Raw genomic sequence first — 22,548 nt, forward strand, 5'->3', positions numbered from 1 at the left:
CTTCTTTCGAGTGCATGTGCGGTCAGCGCCGCAGAATCGGACCCGATCATCACCGGGCCGATGCCCAAGGCGCTGGCGCCCTGCGCGTGGTGGTACGGCATCGGCGACTCGCCCACGCAGTGGGAGATCAGAGCCGCCGCCAAGCACTACGACGTGGTCGTGCTCAACGCGTGGGAGACGGCGGCCATGCGCAAGCTGCACGAGCTGAACCCCAAGGTCAAAGTGCTCGTGTACAAGGACTTCTCCAGCACGCGCAACTACTACGGCGCCGTCGAGGGCGACCGCGACGCCCGGTACCTGCCCACCGGGATCGGCTACCACGCCGCGGAGCGGAACCAGCCGGGGTGGTTCGCGATCAGCACGCTCGGGCAGCGCATCGAGTGGGACGGCTACCCGAAGCACTGGCAGATGACGGTCTGGGACCCGGCCTACCAGCAGGCGTGGGCGGACGCGGTCGTCGGCGAGGTGCTGCGCGAGGGCTGGGACGGCGTGCTGGCGGACAACGACTTCAGCTCGCTCAAGTACTACTCGCCCGCGGTGATCGCGGGCACCGCCGACGCCGCCGGGTCCGACCGGTTGCTGCGCGACGGCCTCGACGCCATGCTCGCACTCACCGGCGACGCCCTCGAGAAGTCCGGGAAGATGCTGGTCCCCAACGTGTCGGAGTCGCAGCTGACCCCCGGCCGCTGGTCGGCGCACTCCCGGTACGCGGGCGCGATGGAGGAGAACTTCGGCCTGCAGGGTGACGACGGCACCGGCGAGCTGATCACGTTCCAGGGCAACCAGTTCAAGGAGCAGCGCGCCCAGGCCGCGCTCGGCGAGTCCTGGCTGCTGCTGATCACGCACACGAAGTCGGACAAGGAGGAACGCGTCGGGTACGCCTCCGCCGCGCTCCTCGCGAGCCCCCACACGTGCTGGACGAGGGCGCAGCCCGACTACAAGAACCCGTACTGGTCGCTGTACCAGGACGCGCAGCTCGGCGAGGCGGTCGAGACGGCCACCCGCCTGCCGAGCGGCGTGTGGACCCGCCGCTACTCGGGCGGCTGGGTGGCCGTGAACCCGACGAAGACGTCGGTGCTGCTGACGCCCCCGCCGGGCCTCGTCACGCTCAGGGGCGAACCGGTGCCGGACCGGCTCGACCTGCCGTCGGCCGACGCGGTGGTGCTGGTCAACGGCCCGAAGCGGTGAGCTTGCGGTAGAGGTCGAGGTGCCTGCGGGCGCAGACCTCCGGCGTGAACCGCTCCCGTGCCCTCGTGGCGAGCCGGTGTCCGGTGCTCGCGGGGTCGGGGTCGGCGAACAGCGCGCTCAGCCGTGCGGCCAGCGCCGGGACGTCGCCGGGCTTCGGGCAGTCGTCGCCGGAGATGCCCAGCATGTCCGCGACACCGCCGGTGTCCGTGGCGACCACGGGCTTGCCCGCGGCCATGGCCTCCGCGACGACGAGCGGCTGCTGTTCCATCGTGGACGGCAGCACCAGGGCGTCGTGCTCGAGCAGCAGTTCGGTGACGTCGGTGCGGAAGCCCAGGAACTCCACCCTGTCCGTGAGACCGCGGCGGGTGACCCGGCCCTCCGCCTGGAGCCTCTGCGGTCCGTCGCCGACGACGGTGAGCGTCGCGTCCTCCGGCATGCTGGTCTCCAGCGCGTCCAGCAGGTCCAGCAAACCTTTGCGCTCCACCAGGAGCCCGACGAACACCAGCTTGCGCACGGGGCCGGCGGGCGGGTCCGCGGCACCGACCTCGACGCAGTTGTCGATGTGCGTCATGCGGTGCGGGGGCACGTAGAGCCGTTCGCGCAGGAACCGGCCCATCTCCCTGGCCGGGACCACGGTGCGGTGCACGACGCGGGCGACGGCGGCGTCGGCGGCCAGCACCGCCCTGGTGTAGGCCGGGGGAGGGGTGGCGCCGCGGACGTTGCGGAACCACGGCTCGGCCACCTCGTCGGGCACGCCGTGGTAGGTGTGCACGATCTTGGTGCCGGTCGTCGCGAGTGGCGCGCTGACCAGTCCGGACCGGCGGTCCTGGGCGTGCACGACGTCCGGGTTCCACGCCTTGAGCGCGGCCCGCGCCTGCCGCGCGGCGGCCATGTCCCCCTTGCGCGTCACCAGGGTCTCTTCGAAGTACGGGTCGATGAGCTCCGCACCGCGCCGGGGCCGCGGGCCGAACACCCGCACCTCGGCGTCGCCGGACTTGGCCAGCGCGGCGGCCAGGCGCACCGTCACGTCCACCGGGCCACCGCTGTCCTGGGTGAGCAGGTAGGCGATCCGTGTCATCGTCGTCCTTCCTCGGTGACCAGTCTCGCGGTGAGCGTCGCGATCCGGTCGGTCATGCGTTCGCGGTCGAACAGGGTTTCGGCCCGGAGCCGGCCGCGTTTTCCCTCCGCGGCCGCGAGTTCGGGGTCGGCGAGCCGGAGCGCAATCGCTTGCGCCAGCGCTTTCGTGTCGCCTGCGGGGACTACTTCGCCTGCGTCGCCGAGGCTTTGCTCGACGCCCTCGACGTCGAACGCGACCACGGAGCGTCCACAGGCCATGGCTTCCAACGGCACCAGCGCCATGCCTTCGGCGCGGGAGGGCAGGACCACGACGTCGGCCTCGGTGTAGAAGCGGGCGACCGTGTCGCTGTGGCCGTGCCAGCGGGTGTTCGGGGATTCGATGGCACGCAGCTGTGCGGCCATCGGGCCGTCGCCGACGATCAGGAGTTCGGCGTCCGGGACCTTCGCGAGCACCTGGGGCCAGGCTTCGAGCAGCAGGTCCTGGCCCTTCTGGTGGGCCAGTCGTCCGACGCACACGGCCGTGGGGATGTCGTGGGGCTTGGGTTCCGGGCTCAGGCGCCGGGTGTCGACGCCGTTGCAGACGACCTCGGCTCGTGTGGTCACCCGTGCTGCTCGCCCGGCTTCGAGTTCGTCGTCGCTGACGCACAGGAGCAGGGTCGTCCAGCGGGAGGCTCGGGCCTCCCAGAACCGGCAGACCCGGCTGAGCAGCCCGGTGGCGACGCGGAACGACCACAGGTGGGGCTGGAAGAGCGTCGGGGTGCGGCCGCGCAGGACGAGCCTGGCCAGACCGGCCTTGGAGCTGTGCAGGTGGACGGCGTCGGGCTTGATGCTTCTGAGGGTCTTGCGGAGCGACCAGAGTTCCAGCGCGGTGCGGGATCCTGGGCTTCGGGTGGCCTGCCAGGGGTGCAGCGGGATCCCGGCCTTGGCGGCCTCGTCGGGCAGCCAGCCGGTGGACGGGCAGGCGATGCTGACGTCCCACCCCTGCCGCCGCTGGGCCCTGGCCAGGTCCAGAACCACGACGGCGACCCCGGCCTCGACCGGCTGCGTCACGTGGACGATCTTCACGCGCGCTCCTCCAGTCCGATGAGGACGGTGCGGTTCAGGGGCAGGGCGATCGCGCAGTAGGTGGCGAGCAGCAGCAGGCCGGTGGCGATCAGGCCGGCGACGGTGGTGCTGTCCGGCAGGACGGTGCTGATCGCGAGACAGGCGGCCGCCGCCCCGGCGACGCTGCCGACGGCGCGCAGCGGGACGGGGAACGCGAGGCCGTTGCGGGTGAGGACCAGCCACGTCACCGGCACCAGCAGCCACACCACGACCAGTTGGGTCGTGGCGACCGCCGCCGGGCCTCGTCCGGTGGTGAAGAACAGCGCGGTCAGCAGGGCGGCGAGGTGGGTGGCTTCGAGGGCGAGGTACTGGCGGGCGTGCCCGGCCGCCCTGATCACCTGGTACCAGACGTGCAGCAGGCCCAGGCCGAGTCCGTAGCCGCACAGCAGGACCAGCAATCCGGCCGCGTCCGCCCACTGCGCGCCGAGGACCACGATCCCGTGCGCGGACAGCGCGACCACGACGTACAAGCCGCCGGTCACCACCAGGGTGGCCGTGGTGAACCGCCGCAGGGTGACGGGCAACTGGTCCGTCCGTCCATTCCGGACCAGCTCGGCGCAGATCGGGAACAGCACACCGCCCAGCACCACCGCGACCATGACGTACGGCACCCAGGCGATGCGGAACGCGAGCGAGTACCCGCCCACCGCCTCCGGCCCGAGGACGTGCCCGATCGCGAGGTAGTCGACATTGATCAGCAGCACGGCGATCAACGCGCCGGGTCCCACGACCGCCAGCCACTTCGCGGCTTCCACCGCGGCCTCGTGGTCCCAGAGCGGGCGGATCCGCGCTCCGGCGACGGCGGCGAGCACGGGTTGCGCGACCGCGGTGCAGAGCAGACCCAGGACCAGCGCCGTGGGCCCGGTCCCGTTCGCCGCCAGCGTGACGGTGACCGCCGCGCCGACGAGCATGCCGCCCGCGTCGGGCAGCATGCGGCGCCGGAAGTCGAGCTCGCGGTGCATCAACGCCATCTGCACCCCGCCCGCCGCGGTGAACGGCAGGGTCAGCGCCGCGAGCCGCAGCATCCCGGCGGCGTCCGGTGCCCCGAGCGCGCCGGCGATCGGGTGCGCGGCGGCGATGATCACGAGTGCCAGCACCGCTCCGGTCGCGACGCTCATCGTGAGCACGGTCCCCGCGGTCCTGAGGGGGTCCAGGGCGGTGCGGCTGACGATGTCGTAGACGCCCATGGCCTGGACGACCTGGCCGATGTTGACGATCGACACCACCAGTGCCACCGCACCGAGGTCGGCCTCGGTGAGGAACAGGGCGAGCGCAAGGGTCACCACGATCTGGCTGCTCTTGCTCACCAGGTTGACCGCGAAGAGCCACAGCGACCCCCGCACCGCCACGTCCGTCATGCGGCGCGCCGGACGTGCCGTGCCGCGAACACCGCGAGCACCAGCCAGGCCGCCACGACCGCGATCCCGTCCAGCGTGACGGCGGCCCGCGCTCCCAGCACGCCCTTGATGGCCGTGTCGACGAAGTACAGGTGCGCGAACGGAACCACGAGCAGCAGGGCGGCCACGCCGGCCCACCGCCAGTGGCCGTCCTTGCGCCGCCGCCAGCACACGACGGCCAGCGCCGTCATCGCCGGGACCGCGATCAGCACGTCGCCCGGCTGGTGCACGAGCGCGACCACGATGCCGAGGCAGGTCAGCAGATCCGCCGCCTCCGACCCGTTCGCGGTACGGTCGAGCCTGCGGGCGAGCAGTGCGGTGACCGCGAGAACCCCGCACAGCGCCAGCAACTCCGCCGCGGGCGGCAGCCACCCGGTCGTGCGGAAGAACACCGCCGGCAGGTCGACCCGTTGCGCAGTCATGGAGTCGACCGCGCCGTAACCGGTGCTGCCGGCCCACTCCAGGTTCCGCGAGATCACGTCGAGGAACTCGCCGACGCCGCCGCCCCTGACGACCAGCAGTGCGGCCACGGGCAGACTGGCCAGCGCGGCGAACGCCGTGCCCAGCAGCGCGACCCTCCGGTCACCTCGCACGAACAGCAGCAGCGCCAGCGGAAGCCCGAACTGCGGCTTGAGCCACGCCAGCGCCAGCGCCGCGGAGGCCCACGCGGGGCTCTTCGTGCGCAGCAGCAACGCCCCGGCCGCGCCGACCGCGATCAGCGGGTTGACCTGCCCGACGTACATCTGGGCCTTGCCGACCTGGCTCGTCACCAGCAGCGTGCTGATCACGACCGTCCCCGCCACCATCGGCAGCTTCGCGCGTCCCGCCGCCATGACGGCGAGGCCCACCAGCAGCACCAGGCACGCCAGCGCGAACGCGACCGCGCCCACCCGGTACTCCGGCAGCGCGAACGGCAGGTGCAGCACCAGGTGGTAGGGCTGGTAGAGGTTGAAGTTCTGACGCACCGGCCAGTGCTCGAACATCACGGCCGGGTCGTACGGGTTGCCGCCGTTCATGAGCTCGCGGATCGGGAAGTAGAGCGCGTCCCGGAAGTCCTGCATGCGTTCTTCCGGCAGGTTCGCCTCAGTGGGGAGCGGCACCTCCCACGACGGCTTGAGGGCGCGGAACGCGCTGAGCGCGCCGGCCAGTGCGACGAGGGCGACGCCGATCGTCCTGGCGAGACCGGCCCGGCTGGTCGTGGTGATCATTCCGGCATCACCGCCATCACCACGGAGGTCACTGCCGCCGCGACGACCGCGGCCAGTGCGGCGAGTGCGGTGAGGCCGGCGACGGTGAACACGACCTGGAGGTCCACCTGGCGCAGGAGGGCGACCCAGCGGGAGGAGATCGTCATGCCAGCACCACCGCCACCAGCACTGAGGAGGCCGGCAGCACCGCGAGGGCTGTCGCCAGGTCGTTGCGCCGCGCCCGGTCGTTCGACGCGACGGCGATCACGGCCGTGCCGTCCGCGGGTTCGGAAGCCTTGTCCGGCAACGCCCGCGCGAGTTCCTCCGCGCGGTCCGCCAGCGACGGGCTCACCGCCAGCACCCGCACCGGACGGGCCGCGGCGAGGCACAACGCCGTGAGGCGCTCGGTGAGAGCGGGGTCGTCATCGGCGGCGACGACGACCGGGTGCCTGATGCCCGCGGTCGACAAGGCGGCACCGACCGCGTCGGCACGCAGGCGGCGCACCGCCACCACGGCCACGCCCGCGATCACCGCGGCCACCAGGGCGAGGCCCGTGGCGAGGCGCCAGTCCGGCGCCACCTGCGTGGTCTCTGGCCGGGGGTCGACGAGGCGGAACTTGGCGGCGGGAGCCAGCAGGTCCGCCTCGATCACCGCCTTCGCGACCGCGGTGACGGCCGATGCGGCGTGGGCGGCCGTGTCGGCGCGGACCGAGATGCGGGCCACGCCGGACGCGGGGACCAGTTCGACGGCGATGGCGTCGGCCAGGCGGTCCGGCGTCGTGCCCGCCGCGCTCGCCGCCGCGTCCAGCACGGACGGGCTGCGGACCAGCTGCACGACCGCCGGCGCGGCCAGCGAGGTGACCTCGCCGAACTGGGCGCTGTCCGGTGCGGACGGGGTGGCGAGCAGGGCCAGCCTGCCCTCGGTCACGCCGTCGCGCAGTGCGACGGCCAGCAGCACGGCCGCACCGGCCAGCACGGCGGCCAGCACGCCTTCCATCAAGGCTCTGCGAGCTTTCATCGTCCCTCCAGGACGGTACGAAGCAGTTCGTCGTAGGACTTCATCAAGGTGTGCGCGTCGGCCGAACCGTCGTGGGACGCGGCCACCGAACGCGCGGCGGGGGAGAAGAGCAGACCGCGCAACGCTTTCGCGGTCTGTCCCGGGCTGCGGCGGGGGACCAGTACGCCACCACCTCCGGACAGCACCTCCCGGACACCGTCCACATCGGACGCGACGACCGGGCGGACCGCCGCCAGCGACTCGAGGAGCGCGATCGGCATGCCCTCCCAGTCACTGGTGAGCACGGTGACGTCCGCAGCCTCGAGCAGGTCGCGCACGTCGGTGCGGGTGCCGAGGAACCGGACCCGGCCGGGAGCACGCGCCTCCAGTTCGGCACGCAGGCTGCCGTCGCCGGCCAGCCACAGTTCGCAGTCGCCCGGGACCAGGGCCCACGCGTCGAGCAGCACGTCGTGCCGCTTCTGCGGTTCCAGCCGGGCGGGGCAGAGAGCGACGGGCACGTCGAGCGGCGTGCCGAGCCGGGCCCGCACGGTCGCCCGGTCCACCGTCGGCTCTGAGGGGAAGACGGCGTTCGGGATGACGACCACGGAGCCGAGCCCGGCATCGCGCAACCGGGCCGCCGCGGCCGCGGCAACGGTCACCACGACCGTCGACACCCGGCGCAGCACCTTCACGGCACCGGGCACGTCGGCCTCGGCGACGCCGTGGAACACCGTCACCACCGGCCGCCGCGGCGAGGCCATGCGGGCGACGAGCGACGCGGAAACGTTGTGCGCCACCACGACATCGGGCCGGAACCGGCGCACGGCCACCCGCACCGCCCAGGCCGCGCGCACCACGCCCAGCGGCGAACGCCGGGCCACCGGCACGTCGAAAACGGAGACGCCATCGGCACGCAACGCATCGGCGCGGAACCCGCCGCCGCTCGCCACCGCGGACTCCCAGCCGACGTCACCGCCCGCCAGCGCCATGCCGGCCACGAGCGCCTCGGCACCACCCGCGCCCATCTCGCTGATCACGTGGAGAACGCGCATCCGGACTCCTTCTGAGAACGCCGCTCGATCGCGACCGCGAGGGCGACGAGCGACCACAGGGGCAGGTAGTACTGCTCGGACAGGAAGATCGAGGCGATCAGCACGGCGATCAGCGCCGCCTGCACGGCCACGGCCTCACGCCGGTCCGCCCCGCGGCGCAACGCCCGTTCGCCGGCCACGAACCCGACCGCGACGAACGCGATCAGCAGCGCGAACCCCGGCACCCCGAGCTCGGCGGCCACCTCGAGGAACAGGTTGTGCGCGACCGGGGTCTGCTCGTCGATCTCCGCGTTGTGCCCGGCTGAGGCGTACTCCTGGCGGAACCCGCCCGGCCCGACGCCGAGTACCGGGTTGCCGGCCAGCATCCGCGAGGCCGCCTGCCAGCGCAGCATCCTGGTGTCGGCGTTGGTGCCCGCGATGTGGCTCTTCTCCTGGAACGCCCGGGACAGCTCGGCCTGCGCCGCCGAGGCGAACACCAGCGCCGCCACACCGGCGACGGCCGCCGTCACCACCACCGCGCGGACCGGCAGGGCCCTGCGCGCGATCAGCCACACCAGTGCGCAGGCCAGCGCGATCCCGCCGCCACGGGAGAACGTCGCCGCGGCACCGGCCACCAGCACCGCGCCCAGCAACAACAACACGATCCGCGACCGGCCCCTGGCCGGCAGGGCGACCAGCAACGGCAGTGCCGCCACGAGGAAGAAGGCCAGGTCGTTGGGATCCTCCAGCGGCCCGGTGGCGCGCAACGAACCGCCGGCCACGCTGAGCAGCCCGCCCGCCGCCGCCACGACCGCGCCGGCGACCGTCGCCGCGAGCAGCGCGCGGACCGGCACCTCCCGCGCGGCCACGTCGGCGAGCACCACCGCGATCACCAGGAACGGCACCCACCGCACCAGGTACTCCAGCGTGAACGGCTCGGCCACGTGCACCGCGGAGGTCGCGAGCAGCACCACCGCCAGCAACGCGACGACCAGGTGCAGGGGGTGTGGCGCGGGCAGACGTCGTTGCTGGTAAAGGGAGAACAGCCAGACACCGATCAGCATGGCGGGCACGACCTTGGCCGACTGCCCTTGCACCTGCAGCAGATAGCCCTCCAGGGGCGCCAGCGCCACCGTCCCGCAGGCGAAGACGCGCAGCAGGACCGTCAGCCACATGCGACCGGATCCCGTTCGCGCAACCGGGAACCCACGACCCGCTCGACGTGCGCGCCGGTGCCGACGACGTCGAAGTGCTCGCGCAGCGACGACAGCACCCAGCCCAGCAGTTCGACCTTCTGCGCACCCGGCACGGCCATGCCGGGGAAGAACTCCATGCCGGGCGCCTCGGCACCCGAGAGCACGTCGGTCGGGTGCAGCAGCAACGACGGGGAGACCTTGCGCGCCAGGCACAAGCGCAGCGCCGTGCGGAAGTACCCGCGCGCCAGCCGTGGCGAGATCTGGTGCAGCTGCAACAGGTACGCGCCGTGGATCGGCACCCGCAGCAACGGCATCGTCGTCACCGGCAGCTCGACCAGTCCGTTGTGCCGCCAGCGGTACGCGGTGTTGGGGGCGCGCACTTTGCCGAACCCGCCGAACAGGTCCTCGCCGCCGTCCGTCGATCCTGCCGAGCGGTTGTGGTACGCGCGGGCCAGCGGCCCGATCCACGTCGGCAGCACACTGGCGTCGTAGAGATAACCGCGCCGCCGCAACACTTCGAGCAACGCGGGTGTGACGCTGAAGCCGGGTCCGCGGAACCCGACGGGCCGCGGCGCCCCGGCGGCCATGATCGCCTCCTCAGCGCGCATGACCTCCTTCTCGACTTCCTCGTCGGAGAAGCGGTGCAGCCACGGCTGGTGCCAGAAGGAGTGGTTCGCGATCTCATGCCCGGCCGCGACGATCGACGCGACCGCCTCGGCGCCGTCGTCGCGTTCCGCGTCCGCGCCGACCACGAAGACCGTGGTGGTCAGGCGTTGTTCGCCGAAGACGTCCAGCAGGCGCGGCACCGCGGACGGCAGGAAGCTCGGCCTGCTCTCCCAGCGGGGATCGCCGTGCGTGCGCAGGTACGCCCACAGGTTGTCGAGGTCCAGCGACACACTGGCGACGGGCTTCACCGCTCACCTCTGGCCGGGACCAGTTCCCGTGCGGGCTTAGCGGCGTACCCGAGCACCAGCACGCCGGACACCACCAGCAGCACTCCCAGCGCGACCCACCACTCGCGCCCGGCCGCGATCTGGTCGCCCATCACCGCGAGCCCGGCCGCCGAGCCGATCACCACGGTGGTCGCGTCCATCGACGCCACCGCGGACGTGGCCGAACCACGCTGCAACGCCGTCGCGAGGCACGCCTGCCCGACGAACGCGGCGATCACCATCACCCACGTGAGCGGGTGCAGCAGCAGGTCGAGCACCGGCTTGCCGGCGACGTTGCGCGCGGCCACCGCGACGACGGCGAACGCGACACCGGCGAGCACCGGCGTCGCGGCCTTGAACACCCGTGCCAGCGGCAGCACCGCGAGCGTCAGCAGTCCCAGCACCGCCAGGGCGGGCACCAGCGGGAGCTCACGGGCCGTGGACGGCGCCGCGGCACCCGTCAGCAACAGCAGTCCGCACGCCATCACCACCAGCACCGCGATCTCGACGCGCCGGATCCGCCAGCCGAGCAGCAGCACGCCGATCACGGTGGCGAGGCCGACCGCGCACGACGAACCGGCCTGCACCAGGTAGAGGGGCAGGTCCTCGCGAGCCAGGAACGCGAACAGGAATCCGCCGACCTGGCCGGTGAACCCCAGCAGGTACAACCGGTCCGCGGCGAGGCGGGCGAGCAGCCCCACGCCGGTGCCGGGACGTTCTTCGGCCCTCCGCGCGGCGACGGTCTGCGCGACTATCCCCAGGCCGTAGAGCACAGTGGACACCGCAAGTGCCAGATGACCGGACATGAGCGCGGACACTACGACACGCTTGTGCGGCAACACTTTCGAGCGATATCCGAGGCAACTCTTTCGAGTGAACGTGGGCGGGAATCGGCCGGATTCGTCAAGATCGATGAAGTACCTTGCCGCGGTGCGGGAAACGAACATCGTGACGATCGTCTGCGGCACCAGGCCGGAACTGATCAAACTCGCGCCGCTGGTCGACCACTTCGGCAGCGCGTGCACCATGATCTACACGGGCCAGCACTACGACCGCTCGATGTACTCGCTCATCCGCCGCGAGGTGCCGGAGCCGGGTGCGTTCCACGAACTGCGGCTGGGCGGCCTGCGCCGGGGCGACCAGCTCGGCCGCGCCGTCTCGGCCGTGGACGAGGTGCTGGCCGCGGACCGGCCGGGCGCTGTGATCGTGCAGGGCGACACGACCTCCGCGCTGGCGGGAGCGTTGGCCGCCAACGCCTGCGACGTGCCGCTGGTGCACGTCGAGGCGGGCCTGCGCAGCTACGACCGGGCGATGCCGGAAGAGCACAACCGGGTGCTCATCGACCACCTCTCCGACCTCTGCTGCGCCCCGACGCCGTTGAACCGCCGCAACCTCCTGGGCGAGGGCGTCGCGGAGAGCCGCATCGCCGTCACCGGCAACACCGTCGTGGAGGCGCTGGCGCACGCGTTGCCCTCCGCCGACGAGCAGGACGTGGTCCTGGGCGACCTCGGCCTGAAGCCCGACCGCTACGTCCTGGCCACGATCCACCGCCCGGAGAACGTGGACGACGCGGCCAACCTGGAGATCGTCCTGCGCGAGCTGGGCGAATTGCCCCTGCCCGTCGTGCTGCCGCTGCACCCGCGGACCGCCTCACGCATCACCGAGTTCGGCCTGGAGGCGCTGCTGCACGGCCTCCAGGTCATCGACCCCCAGCCGTACCGGCGGTTCCTGGCTCTGGCGCACGGGTCCGCGGTGGTCGTGTCGGACTCGGGCGGCATCCAGGAGGAGGTGAGCGTGCTGAAGCGGCCCGTCGTGGTCGTCCGGCGCAGCACCGAACGCCCGGAGATCGAGGGCACGTTCGGCACGCTCGTGCCACCCGGCCCGCTGGTGGGCAGCTCGGTGCTGGCGTGGCTGGACGACGTGGAGGGGCACCGTGCCGCGCTGCGGGAGATCCCGTCGCCCTACGGCACCGGCTCGCCCTCCGAGCTCATCGCCTCCGCCGTCCGCGCGATGCTGCGGCACTGAGCCAGGCGGTGCGGCCGCGCCCCCCTTTGCCGCGGCCGCACCAGCTTCACCTCCTGGTCCGGTTCGGTCTCCCCGGCCGGCGGCACGCGCAACGCCCGGCCGGAGGCGAACACGGACTGCCAGGCGTCCCACACGGCGATGAGCGCGGCCGACAGCACGACCGACGCCGCGACAGCGAGCACACCGTCGTCTTCGAGCAGCACCACGGCGGCCACCACGGCCCACAGTTCGACGGCGGTGAAGACGACGGCGAACAGCACCCGTTCCGTGTGCTTGCGGCGAGCACGCGCCATCTGCACGCGGGAGCTGGGTTCCGGCAGGACGTGGCGCTTCATGACGGCTCCTGGTGAGTTCTCGGTGTTCTCGTGCACCAAGGAAAGCGTCACCGGCCCGGAACGTGTGCGTCAGATGTCGCACAGGGAACGCAGTTCGCCCTCACGGAGGATGTCGATCCTGGTGCGGCGCGTGGCGATGATCCCCGCGTCCCGCAACGTCTTCAACGACCTCACCAGCGTCTCACGGGAGATGCCGGCGATGCCGGCGAGCTCGCGCTGGCTGAGCGGCACCGTGGCGATCATGTCACTGGTCCCGCGGTGCGCGAGGTCGAGCAGCACGGCACCCACACGGTGCAACGCGGTCCCGGTCCTGAGGTCCAGTTGCTCACCCACGGCTCGATGGCGCGACACCACGACACGCAGCACTGCCCACGTGATCCGGGGATGTTCCTCGCACAGTCGTTTCAGCGCGGCGGCAGGAATCACGACGGCGTCCACGTCGTCCACGGCGGTGAGAGTCGCGGAACGCCCCTGGCTGTCGACGGCGGCGACCTCGCCGATGATCTCGCCGGGCCCCCGGACGGCGAGCACCGTTTCCTCACCGCCGAGAGTCGACCGGCTGACCCGCACACGCCCGTGCGACACGACCAGCACGTTCCTCGTCTCGTCCCCTTGGCGGCAGATCACAGATCCGGATTCGAACACCACGCGGGTCGCCACGGCCAGCAGCGCGATGCGGTCGGTTTCGCCGAGCATCCCCCAGAACGACTGGTCGTTCCCCATGTGCTCATGATTCAACGGATCAGGACCGGGGTCTCTGGCCCGTTCGATCTAATCCGCCCGGGTTCGGACCGATGGGTGTAACGGCCGGGTCCGGCTCGCCGAAGATCCCGGCGGGGCATGCCGTGGCCGCTCGTCTCAACGGCTGAAATCTCCGACGAGGCTCGCCGTCTGCTCGATGGTGGGGAGGGAATGCTGCTGTAGTTGCGTACGAGTGTCTGCTGTGCGAGATCCCACGGGGTGGAACTGGGCTTGTGCGTCAGAAGACGCGCAGCCCGGCCGGTCGGTCTGGTACACGACGAATCGACTCGCCGGTAGCAGCCGGCGTCATGTCGTGGGAAGGACGGTCGTGCCACTTTCACCACCGACCGAACACCGGACGATCGTCGTGGTCGATGTCGCGGAGTTCACCCGCCCGGACAGATCGGTGCCGCATCAGCTCGCGGTGCAGGAAGGTCTCCACGACGTGCTGCGGACCGCGCTCATCGCCGCCGGCGCCGGCCTCGACGACTGCGTCATCGACGACCGGGGTGACGGCGCGTTGATCCTGGTGTCGCCGTCGGTGTCGAAGAGCGAACTCGCCGACAAGTTGCCCGATCGCCTGGCATCCGAGATCCGCCGGTACAACGCGACCAGGGTTGTAGCGGCCCAGTTCAAGCTCAGGGTGGGGTTGCACGCCGGGGACATCCGCAAGAACGAGCACGGCTGGGTGGGGCAGGCGGTGAACCTGGCCTTCCGGATCCTTGACGCGGAGGAGGCGAAGGCGGAGTTGATCAGATCCGAGCAGCTCGTCGCCCTGATCGCCTCCTCGCACTTCTACGAAGAGGTCATCGCGCAGGACCCCGGCAGCGCGCCGGAGTCGTACCGCCGCATCGGTGTCTCCGTGAAGTCGTTCCAGGGACACGCGTGGCTGAGGCTGCACGGTGGGGGCTGGGTGCCGAGCGCGTCCCCTCAGGCCCTGACCGCCGCGCCGGCCCCGGATGACGACCTCGTCGTGCGCGCCCTGTTCCCCGACGACGAGTTGAAGGTCCTGCAGAGCCTCCTGTCGGGCGTGGAGACCGCACGACTGCCGATGATCGTGAGCCGTGCCACCCGCTCGGCGATTCCGTTGCCCCGCTTCCCCTCGGTCTGGGACGCGTTCCTGCACCTCGCCGACGTCAACGCCGGTCCGGACGGTATTCCTCCCGCTGTCGAGTTCCTGGAGCTGCTCGCCCTGGAACTCGGTGGTGAGAATGCCACCGAGCTGACGGCCTGGGTCGCGCAGAAGGTGCACAACCTGCGGCGCACCGCCGAGCAACAGGAACGGCAGGAGATCAGATCTCCGATTCCCGCCGAACCGAGACTTCACCTGATGATCGTGATCGAGCTCGACGCGATCGACGACGGCCGCTGCGTCCTTTCCTGGTGGCGCCAGGACGACCCGCTGGAGTGGAACCCGCTTTGCGGCGGAGTGTGCGAGCTCGCGGTGGGTGAACTGGAACAGCGAATCGACGACGTGATCATCGAAGCCGAGGGCGTGTGGTCCGAGCAGGCTATTTCTGTCGCCTTGGAATTCGTGGTGCCCCGCCCTCTGCTGCAAATGCCGATCATGGGATGGCGGAAGGAGTACCGCTCGGGATACCCGAGGCCGCTTCTGTACGATTATCCCCTGGCGCTCAGGTCTCTGGAGCGAATGCGGTCCGCTCACTGGCATCGTCTGTGGCGCATGAGGTGGGATTCGACTGCCGATGACAACCCGTTGTTGCAGCGAATTCACCCGTACGGATCAGCGGAAACCAAGGAGAATCCGATCGACGCCGTGCTGAGTGAATCCACGTGGGTTGGGTTGGTCATGGACGAACCACCTTCCGCGCATCCGGATCCGAGTGCCGGGCCCGACGCGCTGACCGCCGCGTTGCGGGCCGGTGTGCCGTTGGTCGTCTGGCATCCGCGAGCGAGTGCCGAGGACCTGCGCGAACTCGTCAGCCGCCTCGTCTCCGGGGACGGCGGTATCTCCGAGGTGCCGGATCGCCATCGAGCAGCGCATCTGGCCGCGACCGACGACGAGCTCGTCCGCGACCTCGTGGTGCTGCTCGACGATCCGCATCGGAAAATCGATCCAGGCGGGCCGCTGTCACCGTCGAGTGGGGGTCTGAAATGAGCGTGAACGAACGCGGCGCGGCTGCCCGGCACACCAACCTCGACGCGCCGGACTGGTGGATCTACCGCGGCACCGGCCGCGAGATCCACGACGTCGATCTTGCTGACCTGCTTCCGAAACCGCCTCCGTGGCGTGATTTCCGCGGCGGACCACTTCCCGAGAACGGAGTGCCGCCGAGCGACGACGGTGAGGCGGATCGCAGGCTCGGTCCCAGGATAAATCTCAACGAATCCGATGTCGACGCACACGAACTCGACGTCGTGAACGCCGCTTTGTACCTGCGCCGGCCATTGCTGCTGACTGGAAGGCCGGGCGTCGGCAAGTCCTCTCTCGCGTGGAAGGTCGCAAGGGAGTTGAGACTTGGCCGTGTGCTCAGGTGGTCGATCACCAGTCGCACCACGCTGAATTCCGGGCTCTTCGATTATGATGCCATTGGTCGGGTTCAAGCGGCTGCCAGCCAGGCGCAGTCGGGTGACCGTGAAGAAGTGTCCATCGGCGAATTCGTCCGGTTGGGGCCGTTGGGCACGGCCTTCTTGCCGGGCAGGCTGCCACGCGTCGTCCTGATCGACGAGCTGGACAAATCGGAGTCAGATCTCCCCAATGATCTCCTGAGCATTTTCGAAGACGGCGAGTTCGTGATTCCGGAGCTGGCTCGTGTGCGCAACCAGATGCGCGAGGTCACCGTGCACACGAACGACCCCAACGGGACGGCGACCGTCGTGGACGGCAGGGTCGGCTGCCGCGCGTTCCCGATCGTCGTCATGACGAGCAACGGTGAGCGGGAGTTCCCGCCCGCGTTCCTGCGCCGGGTGCTCCAGCTGGAGATCAAGGACTCGACGGTCGAGCAGCTGGCCGCCATGGTGGCCAACCACCTGCTGGACGCCAAGGGGGAGCACCGCGAGAGGCTGGTGCGGGAGTTCATCGACAAGAGCCGCGCGGAAGGCGGTCTTCCCGCGGACCGCCTGCTCGACGCCGTCTACCTGGCCACGTCCGGTGCGTACCAGCCGGACGGGGTGGCGTGGCAGCGGTTGCTGGACGCTCTGTGGCGCAGGCTGACGGCGGGGCAGTGACGTGGACGGCCTGGAGGGCCTGGACTGGCCCGAGGTGGCGGACATCGTCTGGCTGGCCGCCGCGATGCGCGGTGAGACACCGGGAAGTCCTGAGCCCGAACTCGGCGATTCGGAGCCGCCCGGCCTCGTGAAGCCAGAACGCGGCGAAGCCGTGAGCGTCGAACCGCCTCACCCCGCGATGCCGTCCCCGGTCGAACCAGAGCCCGCGCCCCTTGCCGAGCCGGCGCCGGCGGACGTCGCCGAGACTCCGACGCCGCGTCCTCCGGGTGACGCCGAGGAGGACCGTGGTGAGGTCCAGCCGGCCGCCCCGGTGCGCCCGGTGCTGCCCGACATGCTGGAGTGCTTCCGGGCGCTGCGCCCGTTGAAGCGGGAGACCGCCTCTTTCCGTGACGGCGCAACGGTTCTGGACGAGGTGGCGACCGCGGAGCAGGTGGCGCGGACGGGAACCTGGTGGCCTATCACCCGTTCGAGTTCGGAGCGTTGGCTCGATCTGACCGTGGTTCTGGACGATAGTCCCTCACTGTCCCTGTGGCGGGCGGAAGTCGTCGCGTTCATGGAGATGCTCGGGAGGCTGGGTGCCTTCCGCACGATCCAGTTCCGATTGGTCGGCGTCGTCCGGACCGACGACGGCACGGAGGTTCCGGTTTTGCGCGGTGGCACGCCCGATGCGCCCGCGCGCGATCCGGCCGAGGTGCTGGACGTCTCCGGGCGCAGGGTCATGCTGCTGATGACGGTCGGGATCGGGGGCGTCTGGCGGCCGGGTGTGCTCAACCCGCTGCTGGCCCGCTGGGCGCGGTCGATGCCGGTGAGTGTTCTCCACCTGCTTCCCCAGCGCCTGTGGGGTCGTGGCGCCGTGCCGCTGCACCGGGCGAACCTCAGGGTGCCCGCGGCGTTGCGTCCCAACAGCCGCTGGACGTTCGACCTGCCCGACTCGTGGCTCGCCGAGGACCCGTCCGCACACCTGCGGGACGGTGCCGTCCCGGTTCCCGTGCTCGAGCTGAACCCCCGGCATCTGCGGTGGTGGGCGCGCCTGATCACGGCCGGGCACCGCGGGCCCGCCGCGGGGACGGTGGTGCTGGCCACCCAGGAGGCGCAGGCAGGAGAACCGGCGGGAGAAGTGTCCGCCAAAGAGCACGTCGGCAGGTTCAGAAGCCTGGCTTCCCCTCCCGCGTTGAAGCTGGCCACGTTGCTGGCGGCGGTTCCTGCTCATATCGAAGTCGTGAAACTCATTCGGCGGCGATATGTGCCGGAGGCCGGCTCGGAGCACGTGAGCGAATTGCTTCTGAGCGGCCTCATGCATTATCCTGCCGCTCCCAGCGGTGGCGAGTCCACTTGGGACTCCAGTGCCTTTGTTTTCCCTGAGAAAGTGCGTGAGCTGCTGCTGAACGGTGCCCGTCGGTCCGAGACCGCCGGTGTCGTGCAAACGGCCGCTGCCGAATTCGGGGAGCGCATTCCGGCACTCGTGCGTCTCAGGGATGCCATCGTGGATCCGGACAACGCGCCGGATCCTGTGCTCTCGGGTTCGAACACCGCTGAGGTCGGGCTTCAGCGTGCGGTGATGAAGGCGTTGTCGGGGCCGTATCTGTCTCGCGCAGACCGGTTGAAGCATGTAGTGGCACGCGAGACGGTGCCATCTTCTGAATCAATTAAGACAAGGATGGCGAACGAGGACATGGCCGGCACGAGCCAGCGCCCCAGCGAGTCGACGATAGCCGAGGCCCCGGCGCATTCCGTATCGGGCACGTCGTATTCTACTTGGTCGCACGACGACGACCCTCCGGACACGAGTGGTCAGCCGGTCCATTCTTTGCCCGGCGCACGGGTCTTTCCGGAACGAAGGTCGGATGATCCACCCATCATCTGGGGAAATGTGCCGCCTCGAAATCCGAATTTCACCGGACGGGTCGAACTCCTCGAGCAGCTCGGCAAGCGTCTGACCGCGGGCGGTGCCACCGCTGTGCTGCCGTCCGCGCTGCACGGCATGGGCGGTATCGGCAAGACGCAGATGGCGACCGAGTACATCTACCGCCACCTGCAGGACTACGACCTGATCTGGTGGATCGAGGCGGCCCGCCCGACCCAGATCCGCGCCGGCCTCACCGAACTGGCGCGTCAGCTCGGACTTCCCGGCGCCTCCGAGGCGAACACCGCCGTCCCGGCCGTCCGCGAGGCCCTGCGCGTCGGCCGTCCGTTCCGTCGCTGGCTGCTCGTCTTCGACGCCGCCGACAGCCCGGAGGAAGTGCGCCCGTTCTTCCCGGCCAACGGGCCCGGCGAAGTGCTGATCACCTCCCGCAACTCGGACTGGGCCGGCGTGGCCAGGCCGCTGGAGCTCGCGGTGTTCGACCGCGCGGAGAGCATCGAACTGCTGGGCAAGCGCGGCCCGGAGATCGAGAAGGCGGACGCGAACGTGCTCGCGGAGAAGCTCGGAGACCTCCCGCTGGCGATCGAGCAGGCGGCGGCGTGGCGAGCGGTCACGGGCATGCCGGTGAGCGAGTACCTCCGGCTGTTCGACGAGTCGGTGGCGGAAATCCTCGACACGTCCGCTCCCGCGGACTACGACCTCTCGGTGGCCGCTGCCTGGAACGTGTCGTTCGACGAGCTGAAGCTGCGAAACCCGGCAGCGCACCAGATCCTGCACATCTGCGCGTACTTCTCGCCGGAACCCATCTCACGCGACCTGTTCTCCGGTGTCAGCACGGTGTCGATCTCCCCCGAGCTGGACGAGGCGCTGCGCGACCCGATCAAACTCGCGAGAGCCATCCGCGACATCAACCGCTACGGTCTCGCGAAGATCGACCACAGCAACAACACGCTGCAGCTGCACAGGCTGGTCCAGTTGGTGCTGCGCAACCGGATCATGGCGCCACAGGTGCAAGCGCAGATGCGGCACGGCGCGCATCAGCTCCTCACCAGTCTCGCCCCCAACGACCCCGAGTCGAGCCGTCACTGGCCGCGCTACCGCGAGCTGCTGCCGCACGCCTACGCGTCCGACATCGTCGACTGCGACGACAGCTGGGCCCGGCAGCTGGTCATCAACCTGATGCGCTTCCTCTTCGCATGGGGTGACCACGACGAGGCCGCGCGCGTGGCCCGGCTCGCGCATGAGAGCTTCGAACGCAAACTGGGGCCGACGCACGCACAGACGCTCGACGTGGCCTCCCGTCTCGGTCAGTACCTGTGGGGGCTGGGCCGGTACGCGGAGGCCGCGAGGATCAACCAGCTCACGCTCCAGCGCCGGATCCAGGTGTCCGGAGAGGACAGTGAGGAGGTCCTCGCGCTGCAGACCAACATCGTGATGGACCTCCGGGCGCAGGGCGACTTCGCCGCCGCGACGAAGCTGAGCGACGAGATCCACCACAAGTCCAAGCGGTTGTACGGTGAGGACGACCCGGAGACCCTCAGCGCGGCGTACCAGCACGCCCTCAGCCTCAGGCTCTCCGGCGAGTACCAGGCGGCAGCCGTTCTGGACGAGGACACGGCGCGGCGCAGGATCGACGTGCTGGGGTCCGATCACCAGAAGACGCTCAGCAGCAACGCCTCGCTGATCGTCGACCGCCGTGAGGCGGGCGAGTACATGCGTGCCCGGATCGACCAGGAGAAGTTCACCGAGCTCTTCCGGGCGCGGTACGGCGCGGACAACCCCGACTACGCGGCGTTCGCGTTCCTGTTGTCGGTGGCGAGGCGCAAGGACGGCGACCACGAGCGAGCGCTGGAGTTGTCGACCCCCGCGTTCGCCCGGTTCATGCTGGTCTACGGAGCCGACCACCCGACCACCATGGCGTGCGCACTGGCGCATTCGATCGACCTCCGTCACAAGGGTGACCTGAGCGCCTCGAAGAAACTGGGCGAGGAGACGTTCGAGCGGTACCGGCGCAGCCTCGGGGAGGAGCACCCGCACACCATCTCCGCCACCGTCGACCTGGCGGTGACGATGCGGCTCAGGGGTGAGACGGCCGAGGCGCGGGTGCTCGACGAACGAGCGTTGGAGTTCTTCCGCAGCGGTATCGGGCCGAACCACCCGTACGCGATCATCGTCATGATCAACCTGGCGAGCGACCTGGCGGCGCTGGGCGTGACCGAGCAGGCCATCGTGCTGGGTCAGGACGCCGTCGAGCGCGCCGGGCGGGTGCTGGGTGTCAACCACCCGACCACGCTGGCCGCGTCGCTCAACCTCGGCCACGACCTGCGGACGGCAGGCCGGGTGGAGGAGGCCGAGGCCTATCGCGGTCCGGTCCTGGACAGGTACCGCAAGGTGCTGGGCGAGGCACACCCGGGAACCATCGCGGCGGCCGAGGGAGGACGCGCCGACTGCGACATCGACCCGATGCTCATGTAGGTGCCGTCATCCGGAGACGAGCTGGCCGAGCCAGCGGGCCAGCTCTTCCGGCGTAGGTACCTCACGTGCGGTGTGCCGGAGTTCCCGATGCACCGCACGCACGACTTCCGGGCAGTGCAGCAGTGCGCGCGCGGCAGGGCCGGGGCCGGAGCCGGCGAGGGCGAGCCCCAGCCCGACCAGTGACGCCGGGCGGTCGGGGTCCGCCCGCAGTTCCTCGCGGTACTTCTGGGCAGCCTCGGTGAAGCGGCCGGTCACCAGGGCGAAGTCCGCGCCGGTCGCTCCAGGAACCCTCCGCCAGAGGTCCGTGTGCCCGGTTCCGCTCAAACCGAGGCGTACCAACGTGGAGCGGCTTCGTGACCAAGGTCCGTCCGGCACCGGTGTCGGCGGGAGATCGGCCGGGGTGAGGGCGAGGGGCGGCCTCGTGCGCCCGGTCGACCAGGCTTCGGCCGCCGCGGAGACCATCGCGGGGTCGCAGCGCCTGTGCCGCAGCAGCCAGCCGGCCCTGTGATCGGCGGCGAGGGTGTCGGCCAGCTTCAGGACGTCCTCGGGCACCGGTTCGTGCCGCCACGGTTCGAGCACCTCCGCGACACCGGCGAGAAACCGCCGCCCGGCATCGGTCAGCGTCACGTCGCGGCGCAAGGTCACCAGCGTGCGCCACGTCTGCCCGCGCCAGTGGGCGAACTCGAACCTCGCGCGACGCGAGTCACCGGACTCGGTCCGGGCCAGTCCGCGCCAGAACGCGGTGACACCGAAGAACGCGTAGGCGCCCTGGACGGCACCGCTGAGCGGCCGGGGATCATCGCGCCACGGCACGTAAATCCGTTCTGTGCGGTCGTTTTCGTAGAGCTGTGTCATGTGGAGGATGCCGCCCAGCGCGATGTGCTGGAACTCGTGCACCAGCGTCGCGGCGAGCTCGGCGGCGTCCGTCGGCAGTCCGATCACCGCGCTGCCGAACGCCTCGCCCGTCGACGCGCTCGGGTTCTGGAACGGCACGTTCGGCTTGGGCACCACCGAGTCCAGGCCGGCGGCGACCATGTCGGCGAGCTCGGGCGTGGCATCCGTCAACAGCTCCCAAGCTTCGCCTAGCAGTCGTCGCCACGTGCGGACCTCGGGCGGCTCCAGTCGTTCCGGCAACAGGGGCTCGTGAAGGCCGCGATAGGGGTCGAGGTCGTCCAGGCTCACCGAGAGCCGCTTCCTCCCCGTGTCCGCGGTGCACCTCCGCACGTTCCACCAACCAGGGGAATCGGAGTCGAGCCGGGGCGGCAGCCGTACCTCCCCGGTCTCTCCCGCGACCACGTAGCGGCCGCGGCCGCCCCGCACCTCGGCGGTGGAGAACTGCGTGGTGGCCGGCAGCCGCGCCGTTCCGAGAGACGGCAGGACCGCGTTGCCCTCCCACAGCGGTACGGAGATCTCGAACTCCAGGCCGGCCAGGATCGCCGCGGCCGCAGCGAGCGCGTGCACGTGGCCGAGATGCATCCACAGTGGACAAACACCCTCGATGCCGTTGTTCAGCAAACGGGTCGCGTAGCCGGCCCAGCTCCCGGTGTACGGATGCGCGAACGCTCTGTCCAGAGCCGCGGGTGACACGTTCTCCACCCGTGCGAGCAGTTCCCACACCTCTTCAACCGGTGCGAGCGGTCCGTACGCCTCCGGCACCTTGGCTGAGGATTCGAGCAGCGCGTGCACCAGGAGCTTTCGCCTGCTGTGTTCGGCTCCGCGCAACCGGCCGATCATGGACGAATCACCGCTCAGACGCGCGAACGCGTCGAAGTCGCCCCACGGCATGCGGTGGAACGCGGTGGAGTGCGGCATG

General features: G+C 70.5%; 18 protein-coding genes. 5 read left to right on the plus strand and 13 right to left on the minus strand.

What is annotated here, in order from left to right:
- Nucleotides 1-60: 60 nt before the first annotated feature.
- The gene (locus LX88_RS39465) at nt 61-1,188 is read left to right on the plus strand and encodes a putative glycoside hydrolase family 15 protein (protein WP_258952859.1); all 1,128 of its coding nucleotides are present in this window, start codon (nt 61-63) and stop codon (nt 1,186-1,188) included.
- On the opposite strand, the gene LX88_RS39470 is transcribed toward LX88_RS39465, so the two are convergent.
- From LX88_RS39470 to LX88_RS39515, 10 genes are read right to left on the minus strand one after another with little or no spacing between them, the layout of a single operon-like run.
- Entirely contained in the window at nt 1,169-2,266 is a 1,098-nt protein-coding gene (locus LX88_RS39470; protein ID WP_258952860.1) for a glycosyltransferase family 4 protein, read from the minus strand. The genes LX88_RS39465 and LX88_RS39470 overlap by 20 nt on opposite strands.
- Entirely contained in the window at nt 2,263-3,330 is a 1,068-nt protein-coding gene (locus LX88_RS39475; RefSeq protein WP_258952861.1) for a glycosyltransferase, read from the minus strand. The genes LX88_RS39470 and LX88_RS39475 overlap by 4 nt, the downstream gene beginning before the upstream one ends.
- Nucleotides 3,327-4,727, minus strand: a complete 1,401-nt coding sequence (locus tag LX88_RS39480; RefSeq protein ID WP_258952862.1) for an oligosaccharide flippase family protein — start codon at nt 4,725-4,727, stop codon at nt 3,327-3,329. The genes LX88_RS39475 and LX88_RS39480 overlap by 4 nt, the downstream gene beginning before the upstream one ends.
- Nucleotides 4,724-5,974 carry a glycosyltransferase family 87 protein gene (locus LX88_RS39485; protein WP_258952863.1) on the minus strand — a complete coding sequence of 417 codons (1,251 nt, stop codon included), beginning with the start codon at nt 5,972-5,974 and terminating at the stop codon, nt 4,724-4,726. Before LX88_RS39485 ends, LX88_RS39480 begins: the two co-directional genes overlap by 4 nt.
- Complete coding sequence (locus LX88_RS39490; protein WP_258952864.1) at nt 5,971-6,120, minus strand: hypothetical protein; 150 nt, start codon at nt 6,118-6,120, stop codon at nt 5,971-5,973. Before LX88_RS39490 ends, LX88_RS39485 begins: the two co-directional genes overlap by 4 nt.
- Entirely contained in the window at nt 6,117-6,971 is an 855-nt protein-coding gene (locus LX88_RS39495) for a hypothetical protein (RefSeq protein WP_258952865.1), read from the minus strand. Before LX88_RS39495 ends, LX88_RS39490 begins: the two co-directional genes overlap by 4 nt.
- Nucleotides 6,968-8,002 (minus strand): glycosyltransferase, encoded by a 1,035-nt coding sequence (locus LX88_RS39500; RefSeq protein WP_258952866.1) that lies wholly within the window; start codon nt 8,000-8,002, stop codon nt 6,968-6,970. Before LX88_RS39500 ends, LX88_RS39495 begins: the two co-directional genes overlap by 4 nt.
- Complete coding sequence (locus LX88_RS39505) at nt 7,984-9,156, minus strand: O-antigen ligase family protein (protein ID WP_258952867.1); 1,173 nt, start codon at nt 9,154-9,156, stop codon at nt 7,984-7,986. The genes LX88_RS39500 and LX88_RS39505 overlap by 19 nt, the downstream gene beginning before the upstream one ends.
- Complete coding sequence (locus tag LX88_RS39510) at nt 9,147-10,091, minus strand: polysaccharide deacetylase family protein (RefSeq protein WP_258952868.1); 945 nt, start codon at nt 10,089-10,091, stop codon at nt 9,147-9,149. The genes LX88_RS39505 and LX88_RS39510 overlap by 10 nt, the downstream gene beginning before the upstream one ends.
- The gene (locus tag LX88_RS39515) at nt 10,088-10,915 is read right to left on the minus strand and encodes a hypothetical protein (protein WP_258952869.1); all 828 of its coding nucleotides are present in this window, start codon (nt 10,913-10,915) and stop codon (nt 10,088-10,090) included. Before LX88_RS39515 ends, LX88_RS39510 begins: the two co-directional genes overlap by 4 nt.
- Before the next feature lie 124 nt (nt 10,916-11,039).
- Between LX88_RS39515 and wecB the strand changes: the two genes are divergently transcribed.
- On the plus strand, nt 11,040-12,134 hold the full coding sequence (gene wecB / locus LX88_RS39520; protein ID WP_258952870.1) for a non-hydrolyzing UDP-N-acetylglucosamine 2-epimerase: 1,095 nt from the start codon (nt 11,040-11,042) through the stop codon (nt 12,132-12,134).
- Here the strand turns inward: wecB and LX88_RS39525 are convergent.
- Together LX88_RS39525 and LX88_RS39530 are read right to left on the minus strand one after the other, a co-directional pair.
- On the minus strand, nt 12,071-12,520 hold the full coding sequence (locus tag LX88_RS39525) for a hypothetical protein (RefSeq protein WP_258952871.1): 450 nt from the start codon (nt 12,518-12,520) through the stop codon (nt 12,071-12,073). The two genes, wecB and LX88_RS39525, sit on opposite strands and share 64 nt — an antisense overlap.
- Before the next feature lie 18 nt (nt 12,521-12,538).
- Nucleotides 12,539-13,192: a Crp/Fnr family transcriptional regulator gene (locus tag LX88_RS39530; RefSeq protein WP_258952872.1), complete on the minus strand. Its 654-nt coding sequence runs from the start codon at nt 13,190-13,192 to the stop codon at nt 12,539-12,541.
- Between the two features lie 346 nt (nt 13,193-13,538).
- Here LX88_RS39530 and LX88_RS39535 point away from each other — a divergent pair, with 346 nt between their 5' ends.
- The 3 genes from LX88_RS39535 to fxsT are packed head-to-tail and all read left to right on the plus strand — an operon-like array spanning nt 13,539 to nt 20,735.
- Nucleotides 13,539-15,329, plus strand: a complete 1,791-nt coding sequence (locus LX88_RS39535) for a VMAP-C domain-containing protein (protein WP_258952873.1) — start codon at nt 13,539-13,541, stop codon at nt 15,327-15,329.
- Nucleotides 15,326-16,399 carry an AAA family ATPase gene (locus tag LX88_RS39540; protein ID WP_258952874.1) on the plus strand — a complete coding sequence of 358 codons (1,074 nt, stop codon included), beginning with the start codon at nt 15,326-15,328 and terminating at the stop codon, nt 16,397-16,399. Before LX88_RS39535 ends, LX88_RS39540 begins: the two co-directional genes overlap by 4 nt.
- A 1-nt stretch (nt 16,400) precedes the next feature.
- Nucleotides 16,401-20,735: an FxSxx-COOH system tetratricopeptide repeat protein gene (gene fxsT / locus LX88_RS39545; RefSeq protein WP_308203487.1), complete on the plus strand. Its 4,335-nt coding sequence runs from the start codon at nt 16,401-16,403 to the stop codon at nt 20,733-20,735.
- Nucleotides 20,736-20,741: 6 nt separating this feature from the next.
- On the opposite strand, the gene LX88_RS39550 is transcribed toward fxsT, so the two are convergent.
- Nucleotides 20,742-22,547 carry an aKG-HExxH-type peptide beta-hydroxylase gene (locus LX88_RS39550; protein ID WP_258952875.1) on the minus strand — a complete coding sequence of 602 codons (1,806 nt, stop codon included), beginning with the start codon at nt 22,545-22,547 and terminating at the stop codon, nt 20,742-20,744.
- Between the last annotated feature and the right edge of the window lies 1 nt (nt 22,548).

Source organism: Lentzea californiensis, from assembly GCF_024648825.1.
Classification (GTDB): domain Bacteria; phylum Actinomycetota; class Actinomycetes; order Mycobacteriales; family Pseudonocardiaceae; genus Lentzea; species Lentzea californiensis.